General features: G+C 64.4%; 14 protein-coding genes, 1 pseudogene and 1 riboswitch. Of the genes and pseudogenes, 12 read left to right on the top strand and 3 right to left on the bottom strand.

The annotated features are described in order from the left end of the window. The first annotated feature begins 7 nt into the window (after positions 1-7). Positions 8-210: riboswitch (cobalamin riboswitch) on the top strand. A 121-nt stretch (positions 211-331) separates the two neighbouring features. From MF6396_RS02470 to MF6396_RS02425, 10 genes are all read left to right on the top strand, one after another. Continuing rightward, positions 332-2,266, top strand: coding sequence for a TonB-dependent receptor plug domain-containing protein (locus tag MF6396_RS02470; RefSeq protein ID WP_078479620.1), 1,935 nt, complete (start codon positions 332-334; stop codon positions 2,264-2,266). Positions 2,267-2,364: 98 nt separating this feature from the next. Further along, positions 2,365-2,706: a (2Fe-2S) ferredoxin domain-containing protein gene (locus MF6396_RS02465; RefSeq protein ID WP_043864507.1), complete on the top strand. Its 342-nt coding sequence runs from the start codon at positions 2,365-2,367 to the stop codon at positions 2,704-2,706. Beyond that, positions 2,703-3,629: an ABC transporter substrate-binding protein gene (locus MF6396_RS02460; protein WP_078479619.1), complete on the top strand. Its 927-nt coding sequence runs from the start codon at positions 2,703-2,705 to the stop codon at positions 3,627-3,629. The genes MF6396_RS02465 and MF6396_RS02460 overlap by 4 nt, the downstream gene beginning before the upstream one ends. A 133-nt stretch (positions 3,630-3,762) precedes the next feature. Beyond that, on the top strand, positions 3,763-4,680 hold the full coding sequence (gene ctlX, locus MF6396_RS02455; RefSeq protein WP_078479717.1) for a citrulline utilization hydrolase CtlX: 918 nt from the start codon (positions 3,763-3,765) through the stop codon (positions 4,678-4,680). A gap of 23 nt (positions 4,681-4,703) precedes the next feature. Next, positions 4,704-5,750: an ornithine cyclodeaminase gene (locus tag MF6396_RS02450; protein WP_043864509.1), complete on the top strand. Its 1,047-nt coding sequence runs from the start codon at positions 4,704-4,706 to the stop codon at positions 5,748-5,750. A gap of 274 nt (positions 5,751-6,024) precedes the next feature. Then, positions 6,025-6,804 carry an ABC transporter substrate-binding protein gene (locus MF6396_RS02445; protein WP_078479618.1) on the top strand — a complete coding sequence of 260 codons (780 nt, stop codon included), beginning with the start codon at positions 6,025-6,027 and terminating at the stop codon, positions 6,802-6,804. Between the two features lie 74 nt (positions 6,805-6,878). Then, a complete protein-coding gene (locus MF6396_RS02440; protein ID WP_043864511.1) occupies positions 6,879-7,604 on the top strand; it encodes an ABC transporter permease in 726 nt (241 codons plus the stop codon). Beyond that, positions 7,601-8,314: an ABC transporter permease gene (locus tag MF6396_RS02435; protein WP_043864512.1), complete on the top strand. Its 714-nt coding sequence runs from the start codon at positions 7,601-7,603 to the stop codon at positions 8,312-8,314. Before MF6396_RS02440 ends, MF6396_RS02435 begins: the two co-directional genes overlap by 4 nt. 3 nt (positions 8,315-8,317) lie before the next feature. Then, on the top strand, positions 8,318-9,160 hold the full coding sequence (locus MF6396_RS02430) for an ABC transporter ATP-binding protein (RefSeq protein WP_229589384.1): 843 nt from the start codon (positions 8,318-8,320) through the stop codon (positions 9,158-9,160). 12 nt (positions 9,161-9,172) lie between these two features. After that, positions 9,173-9,667 carry an Lrp/AsnC family transcriptional regulator gene (locus tag MF6396_RS02425; RefSeq protein ID WP_043864513.1) on the top strand — a complete coding sequence of 165 codons (495 nt, stop codon included), beginning with the start codon at positions 9,173-9,175 and terminating at the stop codon, positions 9,665-9,667. Positions 9,668-9,716: 49 nt separating this feature from the next. Here the strand turns inward: MF6396_RS02425 and MF6396_RS02420 are convergent, their stop codons facing one another. From MF6396_RS02420 to MF6396_RS29375, 3 genes and pseudogenes are all read right to left on the bottom strand, one after another. Continuing rightward, positions 9,717-11,414: a putative bifunctional diguanylate cyclase/phosphodiesterase gene (locus MF6396_RS02420; RefSeq protein WP_078479617.1), complete on the bottom strand. Its 1,698-nt coding sequence runs from the start codon at positions 11,412-11,414 to the stop codon at positions 9,717-9,719. A 21-nt stretch (positions 11,415-11,435) separates the two neighbouring features. Further along, complete coding sequence (locus MF6396_RS02415; protein ID WP_434093267.1) at positions 11,436-12,512, bottom strand: methyl-accepting chemotaxis protein; 1,077 nt, start codon at positions 12,510-12,512, stop codon at positions 11,436-11,438. A gap of 207 nt (positions 12,513-12,719) precedes the next feature. After that, a pseudogene (locus MF6396_RS29375) lies at positions 12,720-13,001 on the bottom strand (PAS domain-containing protein); the annotation flags it as partial. A 186-nt stretch (positions 13,002-13,187) separates the two neighbouring features. Here MF6396_RS29375 and MF6396_RS02410 point away from each other — a divergent pair. Further along, positions 13,188-13,502 (top strand): helix-turn-helix domain-containing protein, encoded by a 315-nt coding sequence (locus MF6396_RS02410; RefSeq protein ID WP_043864657.1) that lies wholly within the window; start codon positions 13,188-13,190, stop codon positions 13,500-13,502. A gap of 251 nt (positions 13,503-13,753) precedes the next feature. Continuing rightward, positions 13,754-15,067: a C4-dicarboxylate transporter DctA gene (locus tag MF6396_RS02405; protein WP_043864516.1), complete on the top strand. Its 1,314-nt coding sequence runs from the start codon at positions 13,754-13,756 to the stop codon at positions 15,065-15,067. Positions 15,068-15,101 lie beyond the last annotated feature (34 nt).

The raw sequence follows: 15,101 nt of genomic DNA, 5'->3' as shown, positions 1-15,101 counted from the left end.
AATGGTCAGATGCGGCCCAGTTTCAGGTGCCTGCTGCCGCCGTGCAGCAGGTGAAACGGGAAGCCGGTGCGTCTTGCATGACTAGTCCGGCGCTGCCCCCGCAACGGTAAGCGAGTGAAGCATCCAACAGGCCACTGTGCGCAACGCATGGGAAGGCGGATGACTTCGAGCCTCGCAAGCCCGGAGACCGGCCTGCAAACCCACGACTGTTGAAAGGATGCGTTCAGTCATTTTGGCAAACCTGCGGTGGGCGGGCACGAGCCGGTATTCTGGCGCGCGTTCGCCGGAACCCTCCTGTGCGCTTCCCGAAAAATCCTTTTTCGAGAAGTAGATGAAGACACGTCGTTTTACCCTGATCGGTTGCCTGATCGGCAGCCCGGCCCTGGCGGCCAGCGAACCCCTGACCCTCGACCAGCAGATCGTTTCCGCACCCTCGGTGGAGTCCACCACGGTGGCCGAGATGGCGCGCTATGGCAGCAAGGTGGAGGTCGTGGACCGCGAGCAGATCGAGCGCGCCGGCCCCAGCGCCGACATCACCCGCGTGCTGCAGATGTTCGTGCCCGGCCTGTATGTGGCGCCCAAGCAGGGGCCGTTCGACTATGGCACCTATTCGCTGCTGGGCGGGCGCAACGACGACACGCTGATCATGCTCGACGGGGTGCGCCTGAACAACCGCCTCTACGGCGGCATCTATATAGACACCCTGCCCGCCGCCGCCATCGAGCGCATCGAGGTACTCAAGGGCGGCCAGAGCCTGCTGTTCGGCACCCAGGCCGTGGCCGGGGTCATCAACATCGTCACCCGTTCGGCCCATAGCCGCGACCCCTCGGGCCAGGTCAACCTGGGCGTCGACAGCTTCATGGGGCGCAACGGCGATGCCCGTATCGAGCACATCTTCAGCAACGGCCTGGGCGACCTGGGGCTGCTGGCCTACGTCAGCCACAACGTGTCCGAGGGCTACCAGCCCTACCACAGCAGCCAGATCACCTCGACGGTCAGTGACAAGAAGCGCAGCTACGAGGTCAACACCTTCGGCGCCAAGGCCGCACAAAGCCTGGGCGATGACAGCCGCCTGGAGCTGTTCTACCAGTACAGCGCCGCCAACCTGGACTTCCTGCGCCCGGACGCCAACCGCCGTACCACCAACGACCGCGTGCAGCAGATCGCCACGGCCACTTTCGAGCAGCGCCTGAACCCCGACTTCAGCTACTTCGTCAAAGGCCACATGAACGATTGGGATACGCGCTACACCCGCATCTACAACAACACCGACGGCAGCACCCGTACCCTCAACCACGACGACTACTGGGGCTTCAGCGACTGGGGCATGCAGGCCGAAGGCAAGGCCGTGCTCCCCGGCGAGCACACCCTGGTGTTCGGTACCGACAACCAGTGGTTCAAGGGCAAGGACGACGTGCTCAAGATCGATAACAACCAGGCCGAGGCCCATGCGCTATATGTGCAGCTGCGCCCTGTCATCGACGCCCTGCCTGACTGGCACCCCAGCATCGGCGTGCGCCGCGAGCACCTGAGCGGCGGTGACAGTGCCACGGTGGGCATGCTCACCTCGCTCTACGACCTGACCGACCAGCTCAAGCTGCGCGGCCAGTTCGGCACCGCCTACAAGCTGCCCAACGCCGAGCAACTGTACGTCAACGAACCGGGCGACGAGATGGGCAACCCCAACCTCAAGCCGGAGAAGAGCCGCAATGCCGAACTGGGCCTGGACTACACCGGCCTGATCCAGGGCCAGCCTTACAGCCTGAGCGGTACGCTGTTCACCCGGCGCATCGAGGACCTGATCACCATCGTGGATGCACAATGGGTCAACGGCGATGGCGAGATCCAGGTGCGCGGCGTCGAGGTCAACGGGCAGTTCCAGCTCAGTGACCGCTGGCAGCTGGCGGCAGACATGACGCGCAACCTGAGCGAGTCGCGCAACGGCGCCACCCTCAACAACATTCCCGGGTTCTTTGCACGCAGCCGGCTGGGGTACGAGTCGGGTGACCGGATGTGGGGCGCAGGCGCGGCGGTGCGCTACATCGGCACGGTAAAAAGCCCGCGGGATGTGGACTACGGGCATTACACCGTGGTGGACGCCGATGCCTACCGCTACCTGGACGGCGCCCGCCAGCATCGCCTGAGCCTGCTGCTGGAGAACCTGCTGGACCGCGACTACACCACCAGCATGGACAGCGGCGCGCGCAAGGTGCAGAACCTGGGAAGGCCGTTCACCAGCGAAGTGCGTTACACCTACAGCTTCTAGAAGCAGCGCGGGTCAATCCCGCTCCCACAGGTGACAGATGAGCCTGTGGGAGCGGGCTTGACCCGCGAAAGCCGCACCACGGACTCAAGGACAAGCCCATGCCCATCCCCAGCAAACCCGAGTGGTCGCACATTCCCGCCCACGCCCGCCACGTGATGCTGTGCACCGGCCCGCGCTGCACCCAGCGCGGCGCGCAGCAGGTGTGGAAAGTGGTGCGCAACGAACTGCTCGCCGCCCAGCGCATGGAAACCGCCGACGGCGTGCTGCTGACCCGCACCCACTGCCAGTTCCCGTGCAACCTGGGCCCGGTCGCCACCGTCTACCCCGAGCGCTGCTGGTACCGCATCGCCAGCGCCGACGATGCCCGCCGCCTGGTGCGCGAGCACCTGGTCGCAGGTACCCCGGTCAGCGCACTGCTGCTCAATGGTGATACCCCATGACGCGCCTGCTCTGCCTGCTGTTGTGCCTGCTCGGCACCACGGCCCACGCCCAGACCTACCGTAACTGCGGCCAGGACTGGACCCTGCCGCACGCCCCGCCGCAGCGCATCCTGGCGCTCCACCAGCATGCCGCCGACCTACTGCTGGCCCTGCAGGTCGGCCCGTCGCTGGTTGCGGTGAGCTACATCGATGACGACCCCGAGGCGCTGGCCTCCCGGCGCTACCGCGGCGTGCCCCTGCTGTCGCGGCTGTATCCCTCGCCGGAGGTGTTCTATGCCCAGCGCTACGACCTGGTGGTCGGCGGTTTCGCCAGCGCCTTTCGCGATGGCGTGGGCGCCCGCACCCACCTGACCCGCAATGGCATCGGCAGCTACCTGCTGGAGAACGCCTGCGACCCGCGCCCGGCCTCCGGCTTCGCGGCCATCGAAGACGACCTGCGCAGCCTGGGCAAGCTGCTGCAGCGCGAACCCCAGGCCGATCGGCTGATCGCGCAGCAACGAGCAGACCTGGACCGCGCCCGCCAGCTCGCCGCGCAGCATGCCCCGCTTTCGGTGTTCTACCTGGACAGCGAGCACCAGGGCCTCGACAGCGAGGGCAGCCGCGGCTTCATCACCCAACTGATCCAGGTCGCCGGTGGGCGCAACCTGTTCGCCGACGTCGACCTGCACCGCGTGACCGTCGACCCCGAAACCCTGCTGCAACGCGACCCGGACGTGATCATCCTGGCCGACGCCGTCTGGTCGCCGGCCCGGCGAAAGCGCGAGTACCTGCACAACCACCCGGCCCTCTCGAAGTTGCGTGCAGTGCGCGAGGGCCGGCTGATCGACCTGCCCTTCACGCACCTGGTGGCAGGCGAACACAGCGCCCGTGCTGCCGTCGCGCTGGCCAACCAGTTGCGTGACATGGCCGAGCACCTGCCCTGAACCGGCACAGCCGATTACGCTGCAATACCCCGCTTTTCAGCTTTCCCCGCTGAGCGCCCCGCGCGCTTCAGCCGGGATTGCAGCGCCACTGCATCGACAATAGACGCACTGCCAACCCCGGATGCGTGCCTCGATGCAAACCACCAATACAGTCTTGATGATCCGCCCCGCGCGGTTCGCCTTCAACCCGGACACCGCACTCAACAACCGCTTCCAGCAGCCTGCACTGGACCCCGACCAGGCACAGCATAAAGCGCTGGAAGAGTTCGACGGCTATGTGGACACCCTGCGCCAGCATGGCGTCGAGGTGCTGGTGGTGCAGGACACGCCGGCCCCGCACACGCCTGACTCGATCTTCCCCAACAACTGGTGGAGCAGCCACGCCGACGGCAGCCTGGTGCTCTACCCGATGGAGGGCCACAACCGCCGGCTGGAACGCGACAAGGGCGTGCTGCAGGTGCTCGCCGACCGTTTCAGCATTCACAACACCATCGACCTGAGCCCGCTGGAGCAACAGAGCATGTTCCTGGAAGGCACCGGCAGCATGGTGCTCGACCGCGAACACCGCATCAGCTACGCCTGCCACTCCGGGCGCACCCACACCGAAGCACTGCGCCAGTTCGCCGACAGGCTCGACTACCGCCTGTGCCTGTTTCACGCCGTCGACCGGCACCGGGCGCCCATCTATCACTGCAACGTGATGATGAGCGTGGGCCGCGAGCTGTCGGTGGTGTGCCTCAAGGCACTGCCCGATGCCGACGAGCGCCGTACCCTGGAACACAGCCTGCGTGCCACCGGCAAGGACATCCTGGCCCTGGACTTCGACCAGCTCGAAGGCTTCGCCGGCAACATGCTCGAAGTGCACGACAAGCAAGGCCAGCCGCTGCTGGTGATGTCGCGCAGTGCCTGGCGCTCGCTGCACCCCGAGCAGCGCCGCCAGGTCGAGCGGCACACCCACCCGGTGGTGGTGAACATCGACAACATCGAACGCATCGGCGGCGGCAGCGCGCGCTGCATGCTCGCCGAAGTGCACCTGCCGGTGCGCAATTGACCGACCACAAGAAGGAGCTCCCCATGACCCGTTACATCGACGTCAACGACCTCAGCCAACTGGTCGCCCGCAAGGGCCTCACCACCTGCCTGGAAGAAATGGCCGAGTACATCCGCCAGGACTACCTGCGCTGGCACGACTTCGAAAAGTGCGCGCGCCTGGCCAACCACTCGCCAGACGGGGTGATCGAGCTGATGCCGGCCTCCGACGCCAACCTCTACGCCTTCAAGTACGTCAACGGCCACCCGAAGAACACCCAGCGCGGCATGCTCACCGTGATGGCGTTCGGTGCGCTGGGCGATGTCGACACCGGCGCGCCATTGCTGCTCAGCGAAATGACCCTGACCACCGCGATCCGCACCGCCGCCACCTCGGCCCTGGCCGCACGCTATCTGGCGCGTCCCGACAGCCGCAGCATGGCGCTGATCGGCAACGGCTCGCAGAGCGAATTCCAGGCCATCGCCTTCCACGCGCTGGTGGGCATCGAGGAAATCCGCCTGTACGACCTGGACCCACAAGCCACGGCCAAACTGGCCGCGAACCTTCGCGCCTTCCCGGCGATCAAGGTGGTACTGGCCAGCTCCGTGGCCGATGCGGTACGCGGCGCCGACATCGTCACCACGGTCACCGCCGACAAGGCCTACGCCACCATCCTGACCGCCGACATGATCGAGCCGGGCATGCACCTGAACGCGGTGGGTGGCGACTGTCCAGGCAAGACCGAGCTGCACCGCGACATCGTCGACGCCGCACGGGTGATCGTCGAGTACGAACCGCAGAGCCGCATCGAGGGCGAGATCCAGCAGATGCCAGCCGACTCGCCGATCACCGAGTTCTGGCAAGTGGTCAACGGCCAGGTGCTCGGCCGCGAGAACGACACCCAGGTCACCCTGTTCGACTCGGTGGGCTTTGCCATCGAAGACTACTCGGCCCTGCGCTATGTGCTGGATGTGGCCAAGGCCCTGGATATCGGCCATGAAATCGACCTGGTGCCGGCCCTGGAAAACCCCAAGGACCTGTTTGCACGGCTGCTGCCCAAGGTTCAGGCAGTGCACAAGAAACGCGCCTAGACCGGGCCTGCACGTCAATCCAGGCGGCCGTGCACCTTGCACGGCCTACACAGCAAGCTGCCCCGAAGCCAAAACAGGAGGTCATGCAGCCGATTCGGCTGACACCGAATCGCCAACAGCAGAATCCGGCAGCCAGCGCCGGCCCAAACGACACAAAAAAAATGCTGCCTTCACGCATTCTGACGCCCAGACCGAAGAGTCACACACAGACCAAGGCTCAGGCCAACGAAGCGTTCACTGCCCTACATCAACTACAAGACACAGGGATACCTTTATGACCTCGCTGCGAAAGCTGCTCAGCGTGCTGCTCCTGCCCATGTGCGCGAGCACAGTCCAGGCCCAGGAATGGAAAGAAATCCGTTTCGGCGTGTTCCCCGAATACCCGCCCTTCGAATCCGTCGCCGCCGATGGCAGCCTGCAAGGTCTCGACATCGAGCTGGGCAATGCCATCTGTGAAAAGCTGCAGGTAAAGTGCACCTGGGTGCACAACGAATTCGACGGCATGATCCCGGCCCTGCGTGCACGCAAGTTCGACGCAATCATGTCGTCCATGGCGGTGACGCCGGCCCGTCAGAAGCAGATCGAGTTTTCCGATCGCCTGTTCCTCAGCCCCACCTCGGTGATCGTGCGCAAGGGCGCCGACTTCGGCGACACCCCCGAATCGCTCGAGGGCAAGACCGTTGGCGTGTTGCAAGGCTCGCTGCAAGAGGCCTACGCCCGCGCCAAGCTGGCGCCGCTGGGTGCCCGGGTCAAAGCCTACCAGGCCCAGAACCAGAACTATGCCGACCTCATGAACGGGCGCCTGGACGCCACCCTCACCGATAAGCTCGAAGCGCAGCTGAACTTCCTCAACACCCCCGAAGGCGCGAACTTCGAGAGCGGCCCGGCAATCAAGGACCCCACCCTGCCCCTGGATATCGCCATGGGCCTGCGCAAGAACGACGCCGAGCTCAAGGCGCTGATCGACAAGGGCATCGCCGCGGTGCTGGCCGATGGCACCTTCGCCAGGATCCAGCAGAAGTACGTCGGCGACCTCGATATCTACAACGAGTAATCGCCTGCAGAGCCCGGGCCTGCACGGCCCGGTGCGCTGTCGCACCCGCCTTTGGTCCTACCGAGAGTTTTCCCGTGAACGACTTCCTCACCTCCACCGGCTTGCAGGCCCTGAGCCTGCAGGGCTTCGGCCCGCTGTTGCTGCAAGGAACCTGGATGACCCTGCAACTGGCTTTTCTGTCACTGGGCCTGAGCCTGCTGCTGGGCCTGATCGGCGCCAGCGCCAAGCTGTCCTCGCTGCGCCTGCTGCGCATTCCCGCCACCCTCTACACCACGCTGATTCGCAGCGTGCCCGACCTGGTGCTGATCCTGCTGATCTTCTACACCCTGCAGCTGTGGCTCAACGACCTGACCGAGCTGCTTGGCTGGGATTACGTCGAGATCAACCCGTTCATGGCCGGCGTGATCACCCTGGGCTTCATCTATGGCGCCTACTTCACCGAGAACTTTCGCGCAGCGATCCTCAGCGTGCCCCATGGCCAGCTGGAAGCGGCTACCGCCTACGGGCTGAGCCGCGTGCAGCGCTTCCAGCTGGTGCTGTTCCCGCAACTGATGCGCTTCGCCCTGCCGGGGCTGGGCAACAACTGGCTGGTGCTGCTCAAGTCCACCGCGCTGGTGTCGATCATCGGCCTCTCCGACCTGGTAAAGGCTGCGCAGAACGCCGGCAAGACCACCAATGAGCCGTTGTACTTTCTGCTGTTCGCGGGGCTGGTCTACCTGCTTATCACCACCCTTTCCAATCGCCTGTTCAAGGTGCTGGAACGGCGCTACAACACCGGCATCAAGGGGTTGGCATCATGATCGAACTGCTTCAGGAATACGGCCGGGCCTACCTGTACAGCGATGGCGCGGGCATGTCGGGGCTGGCGATGACGCTGTGGCTGTTCATCGTGACCATGGTGCTGGGTTTGGTGCTGTCGTTGCCACTGGCGCTGGCGCGGGTGTCGCGCAAGCGCTGGCTGCGCTGGCCGGTAGAGCTGTACACCTTCGTGTTTCGCGGCACCCCGCTGTATATCCAGTTGTTGATCTGCTACACCGGGCTGTACGGGCTGGAGGTGGTGCGTGACAACGCGCTGCTCGACCAGTTCTTGCGCAATGCGCTCAACTGCACGCTGCTGGCCTTTGTGCTCAACACCTGCGCCTACACCGTGGAGATCTTCGCCGGGGCCATTCGCAACATTCCCCATGGCGAGATCGAGGCCGCCCAGGCCTACGGCCTGCATGGCTGGCGCCTGAACCTGTTCGTGGTGCTGCCGGCAGCCCTGCGCCGTGCGCTGCCGGTGTACAGCAACGAGCTGATCCTGATGCTGCATGCCACCTCGCTGGCGTTCACCGCCACCGTCGCCGACGTCCTCAAAGTGGCCCGCGACGCCAACGCCGCGACCTTTCTGACGTTCCAGGCCTTCGGCATCGCGGCCATTCTGTACATGCTGCTGTCCTTCGCGCTGGTCGGGCTGTTTCGCCTGGCCGAACGCCGCTGGATGCGTTTCCTTGTTCCTGCCCGAGGCTGACCCATGACCCTTTGCGCACACCCCCTGCCGGCCCATGGCCAGGCCCTGTACGAAACCCCCACCGCCCCGCGCGTCAGCAGCGCCGCCATCAAACTGAGCGTGGATGCCCTGCACAAGAGCTATGGCGATCACCAGGTACTCAAGGGCGTCTCGCTGCAGGCGCGCAAGGGCGACGTGATCAGCCTGATCGGTGCCAGCGGCTCGGGCAAGAGCACCATGCTGCGGTGCATCAACTTTCTCGAACAGCCGGACTCGGGCGTGATCACCCTCGACGACCAGAGCATCGAGATGCACCAGGGCCGCGCCGGCACCCGCGCGCCGAACCCGGCCCAGTTGCAGAACCTGCGCACGCGCCTGGCCATGGTGTTCCAGCACTTCAACCTGTGGAGCCACATGACCGTGCTGGAGAACATCTGCCTGGCGCCGCGCCGCGTGCTTGGGGTGAGCCCGCGCGAAGCCGAGGCCCGCGCCCGCGCCTACCTGGACAAGGTCGGCTTGCCAGGGCGCGCGGCCGATCAGTACCCGGCATTCCTGTCTGGCGGGCAACAGCAGCGCGTGGCCATTGCCCGGGCGCTGGCGATGGAACCGGAGATAATCCTGTTCGACGAACCGACCTCGGCACTGGACCCGGAACTGGTTGGCGAAGTGCTCAAGGTGATACAGACGCTGGCCGAGGAAGGCCGTACCATGCTGATGGTTACCCACGAGATGGGCTTTGCCCGCCAGGTGTCGAGCCAGGTACTGTTCCTGCACCAGGGCCGGGTCGAGGAACAGGGCGGCCCGCAGATGCTCGACCAGCCGCAGAGCGAACGCCTGCAGCAATTTCTTTCCAACCGTTTGAAGTGAACCGACGCCACCATGGACACCAAGGCCAACCGCTTGCATGACACGCCGCCTCTGGATCGGATCGACGAGGCGATCATCGACGTACTGCGCCACAACGGGCGCATCACCTACGAAAAGCTGTCTTCGCTGGTGCACCTGACGCCCAGGCCTTGCCTGGAGCGGGTGCGCAAACTGGAGCGACGCGGGGTGATACGTGGTTATGGCGCGATCATCGATGTGCAGCGGGTGTCGCCAGGGTTGTCGCTGCTGGTGCTGGTGGCGTTGTCCAACCAGAGCGGGCGCTCGGCCCAGCGGGCCTTCGAGGCCTGCATGAAGGCCTGCCCGCAGGTATTCGAGTGCCAGCTCATCAGCGGGCATTTCGACTACAGCCTGCGCATGCGCTGCCGGGACATGGAGCATTACCGGGTGCTGAGCGAAACCTGGATGAACAACGACGAGCTGCACATCGACAAGCTGGTGGCGCACCCGGAACTGGCGGTGGTGAAGAACACGGCGCCGCAGTTGTAGCACCGGCCCTGCAGCAGCCGGCCTTGCCGGCCAAGGGCCCGATGCGGCATTACACCTGGCGCAACACCACCCACTCATGCGGCTGCACATACTCGCGCACCCATCCCACCACCTCCGCCGCCGGCATCGGCCGGGCGATGCCGTAGCCCTGCGCCACATCGCAGCCAAGCCCCATCAGCACCTCGCCATGCTCCACCGTCTCTACCCCCTCGGCGATCACCTGGCGCCCGAAGGCCCGTGCCAGGCCGATCACCGCGCGGGTCAGGGCCAGGTCATCCTGGTCATGCAGGATGTCGCGCACGAACGACTTGTCGATCTTGATCGCCTGGGTGGGCAGGCGCTTGAGATAGCTCAGCGACGAATAGCCGGTGCCAAAGTCATCCAGTGAAAACTGCACCCCCAACTGCTGACACGCCTCCAGGCATTCGCTGACCCGCTTGATGTTCTCGATTGCCACCGACTCGACGATCTCAAGGTCGAGCATGCGCGGCGCAACCCCGTCATGACGCGCAAGCAACAGGCGCAGGCGCTCGACGAAGTCAGACCGTTGAAAGTGGCGCGCCGCGATGTTCACGCTCACCGACCAGCGATACCCGGCGTCCTGCCAATGCTGCATCTGCGCCATCGCGCGGTCGATCACCCACTCGCCGATGTCCACGATCAGGTCGGTCTGCTCGATCAACGGCAGGAACTCCGCTGGCGGCACCAGCCCCTTGACCGGGTGCTGCCAGCGCAGCAAGGCCTCGAAGCCCAGCACCTCGCCACTGCGCATGTTCACCTTGGGCTGGTAGAACAGGCGCAGCTCGCCATTCTTCATGGCGCGGCGGACCCGCTCAACCGTCTGGTGCGTGGCCTTCACTTCCTGGTCCAGCGATACGTCGAACAGGTGGAAGCGGTTGCGTCCGCTCTGCTTGGCCACGTACATCGCCTGGTCGGCATGGCGCAGCAGGGTGTCGGCATCATCGTTGTCGGCCGGGTACAGGGTCACGCCGATACTGGCGCTGACACTGATCTGCTGGCCACGAATCGAATACGGCGCCGCCACCGCCGACAGCACCCGCCCCAGCACCGTGCGCAACTGCGCCTGGCCCTCGACATGGCGCAGAATCAGCACGAACTCGTCACCAGACAACCGCGCAACCGCATCGCCGGCAAGCAGTATGCCCTTGAGCCGCGCCGCCACCTCGACCAGCAGCAGGTCGCCGCAGGCATGCCCATAGCCGTCGTTGACCGCCTTGAAGCCGTCCAGATCGAGCATGCACACCGCCAGCGGGAACTGCTCGGTGCGCGAGAATTCCAGGGCCTGGTTCAGCAGGTCCGAAAGGAATGCGCGGTTGGGCAGCCCGGTGAGCACGTCATGCCCCACGCGCCATTGTAGGGTGTGCACCAGCTGGCGTTTCTCGCTGACGTCGAAGCGGATCGACACATACTTGCGGACCTTGCCGGTGGCCGGGTCCAGCAGTGGCACCATGGTGCTGTCGACCCAGTACAACGAGCCGTTCTTGGCGCGGTTGCAGATCTCGCCCTTCCAGACCTTGCCGGCTACCAGCGATGCCCACATGCTCTCGAAGAAGTCACTGCCGTGCAGGCCGGAATTGAGGATGCGGTGGTTGGCCCCCAGCAGCTCTTCACGGCTGTAGCCGGAGATGCTGCAGAACTGCTGGTTGACGTAGGTGATGCGTCCGGCGAGGTCGGTTTCGGAAAAGATCGCGGCCGCGTCGACGGCCGCGCGGTAGTTGTCATCCATGCTCGTTCACTCGCCTGGCGGCTATCGGTTGAAGCGTTCAACCAAGGCACGCAGGCCGCTGGAAATATGCTCAAGCTCGCCACCACGGGTGGCGGCGGCATTGGCGTTGTCGGCAGTCTTCTGCACCGTGCCGGCTACCCGATTGATCTGCTGCGACACGTCCTCCGCCACGTAGGACTGCTCCTGCGAGGCGGCCGCCATCTGCTGGGTCATATCGGTGATGCGTGCCACCGCCTCGCGAATGCCTTGCAGTGCGCGCTGCGCCTCGACCACCTGCGCCACGCCCTGCTCGGCCTCCTGGATGCCCAGGTTGGCGATGCTCACCGCGTCATCGGCGCCGCTGCGCAGGGTCTCGATGATGCCCTGGATCTGCTGGGTCGACTGGCGGGTCTTGCCCGCCAGGGCGCGCACCTCATCGGCCACCACGGCAAATCCGCGGCCCTGCTCGCCAGCACGCGCCGCTTCGATGGCAGCGTTGAGCGCCAGCAGGTTGGTCTGGTCGGCAATCGCCTGGATCACGCTGGCAGCCAGCATGATGTCCTGGGTCTGCCCGGCCAGGTGGCCGACCGCCTGGTTGATCTGGGTGACGGTGCTGGCCAGCAGCTGGATCGCCTCGCGCGAGGTACCGGCCACCTGGCTGCCCTGTTCGGCCAGCTGGTTGGCGGTGCCGGCCTCGCTGGCGGTCTGCTGTACATGCACCGCCACTTCGGCGATGGATGCCGCCATCTCGGTCATCGCCGCCGCGGTCATGTCGGTTTCGGCGCGCTGGTCGAGCAGCGCCAGCTCGGTGGCATTGGACAGCCGGCTGGAATCGCTGGCGGCCACGGCCATCTGGTTGGCCAGGTCGCTCAGGCGCGTCAGCGCGGTTTTCAGGCGCGCCTCTTCACTGATCAACACCATCTGCAGTTGCGCGGTCGGCCCCAGCGCTTCGCTGTAGGCCAGCGCACTGATCGGGTCGGAGAACGTGTTGGGGGTGCTGCGCACGATCTGGCGCACTTCATGGCGCAGGCGATTGTGCCCCCACAGGCCCACCGCCACGAACAGCGCCAGCGTGATGCCCTGCCCGCCCCAGCCCGGCAACAGCCGGTTGGCGCCCATGGCCAAAGCGGCTGCCAGCAACGGCAGCGCAAGCACGCGGCCCTGCAGGGCCAGGCGACGCCCGAAGGGCACGGGGGGCTTGCCTTCACGCAGACGGGCATACAGCGCTTCGGCGCGCTGCACCTGATCGCGAGTGGGCTTGACCCGTACCGATTCGTAGCCGACCAGGCGGCCGTCCTCGAGCACCGGTGTGACGTAGGCGCTGACCCAGTAGAAGTTGCCGTTCTTGCAGCGGTTCTTGACGATGCCCATCCAGCTCTGGCCGGCCTTGAGGTACTGCCACATCAGGGCAAATACGGCAGGCGGCATGTCCGGGTGGCGCACCAGGTTGTGCGTGCTGCCGATCAGTTCCGCCTGGCTGAAGCCACTCATGGCGGCGAATTCGGCATTGCAATAGGTGATGTTACTGTCGGTATCGGTGGCGGAAATCAGCCGCTGATGGTCCGGAAAGGTCTGTTCGACAGCCGTGACCGGCAGATTGAGACGCACGTTAAAACTCCCTGAAGCGCACGCTAAAGCCTTGTCCAGCGGCCCTGAAACCTGCAGCGTAAATGTCGGTCCAAGTGAACGATTCTACGAAATACATCACATTTTGCAAGGAAAGGTGATGAAACGTGGCGTTGTGCAATGCCAATATTTATCGTTAAGTTCTTGATTCTAAATGGGAATCGAGCGATGGAATTATCTAGTTTGGGTCCAGCCATCAGACGCTATCGCAAGGTAGCCGGGCTTACTCAGGCTGAACTTGGCGAAAAAACCGGTTTTGACCCCAAAACCATAAGCCGCTTTGAAACCGGCACCTACACCCCCAGTGTCGAAGCGCTGTTCACCTTTGCCGACGTGCTGGGCGTCAAGCTCAATGCCTTTTTCGCCGACCTGGAAGATGCGGACGAGCAACGTGCCTACTTGTTCGGTGTTATTCACAAAGCTCCACCCAAGGACCTGGGAAAGCTGATTGCAGCGGTAGACCTGGCCCTTTCCAAGCCTTGATCACTGCCCTCGCAAAAGCGTGACAGGCGCCTGCCACTGTTGCTTGAAGCGCTTTTGTCGTCGATAAGTACTGCAACTGGTCAGACCGGTAAAACCGATCTGATGCCCTGGATTCGCGAAATACTTGCAAACCCGCAAAAACCCCGCCTACACTGCGCCTGCACTGGACATACCGGTAAGACCACAATAATTAAGTCTGTCGCTCGGCGCTTGTTGCCAGAAGCACGGACACCGACCAGAGATCCCTCCCCATGCTCAAATGGTGCTCGCGTTCGATCTTCCTCCAAGTGGTGCTCGGCCTGATGCTCGGCATCGCCTGCGGCCTGAGCTTTCCTGAAGTTTCCCTCCAACTCAAACCCCTCGGTGACGGCTTCATCAAGCTGATCAAGATGCTCATCGGGCTGATTGTGTTCTGCGTGGTGGTCAGCGGCATTTCCGGTGCCGGCGACCTCAAGAAGGTTGGCCGCATCGGCCTCAAGTCGGTGATCTACTTCGAAGTGCTGACCACCATTGCGCTGGTGCTGGGGCTGGTACTGGCATTCACCTCAGGCATCGGTACCGGTGCCAACATCCACCTCGACCAGTTGTCGACCGCCGATGCCGGCGCGCTGGCCGAGCGTGGCCAGCATATCCAGGGTACGGCAGCGTTCCTCATGGGCCTGATACCCAATTCGGTGCTCGGCGCCTTCGCCGACAACAACATCCTCCAGGTGCTGCTGTTCTCGGTGCTGTTCGGCAGCGCCCTGAACCTGGTGGGCGAGGCCGCGTCGGGCATCACCCGGTTGATAAACGAACTGAGCCATGTGATCTTCCGCATCATGGGCATGATCGTGCGCCTGGCGCCGATCGGCGTGTTCGGCGCCATCGCCTTCACCACCAGCCAGTACGGCCTGGACTCGCTGCAACACCTGGGCGGCCTGGTGGCGCTGTTCTACGTGACCTGTGCAGGCTTCGTGCTGGTGATCCTGGGGACAGTGATGCGCGTCTCGGGCCTGAAGCTGTTCCCGTTCCTCAAGTACATGCGCGAAGAACTGGGCATCGTGCTGGGTACTGCTTCGTCCGATGCGGTCCTGCCGCAGATCATGCGCAAGCTCGAACACCTGGGCATCGGCAGCTCCACCGTCGGCCTGGTGATCCCCACGGGCTACTCCTTCAATCTGGACGGGTTCTCGATCTACCTCACCCTGGCCATCGTGTTCATCGCCAACGCCACCGGCACGCCGCTGGCCATGACCGACCTGCTGACCATCCTGCTGGTGTCGCTGATCACCTCCAAGGGCGCCCACGGCATTCCGGGGTCGGCGCTGGTGATTCTGGCCGCCACCCTCACGGCAGTACCGGCCATCCCGGTGGTGGGCCTGGTGCTGGTGCTGGCGGTGGACTGGTTCATGGGCATCGGCCGCGCGCTGACCAACCTGATCGGCAACTGCGTGGCCACCGTGGCCATCGCCCGCTGGGAAAAGGACATTGATCTGGAACGCGCCAACAACGTACTCAACGGCAAGCAGGGCTTCAGCTTCCAGACGCGCAAGCTGCCCACCCCTGCCCATCAACAGGAATTCTAGGCAACGACGTATGCATGTGTTTTCAGGGAGCAAA

It is taken from the genome of Pseudomonas sp. MF6396 (assembly GCF_002018915.1).
GTDB lineage: Bacteria > Pseudomonadota > Gammaproteobacteria > Pseudomonadales > Pseudomonadaceae > Aquipseudomonas > Aquipseudomonas palmensis.
The sequence above is the reverse complement of the archived record's forward strand: the minus strand, read 5'-3'. Positions and strand labels throughout refer to the sequence as shown.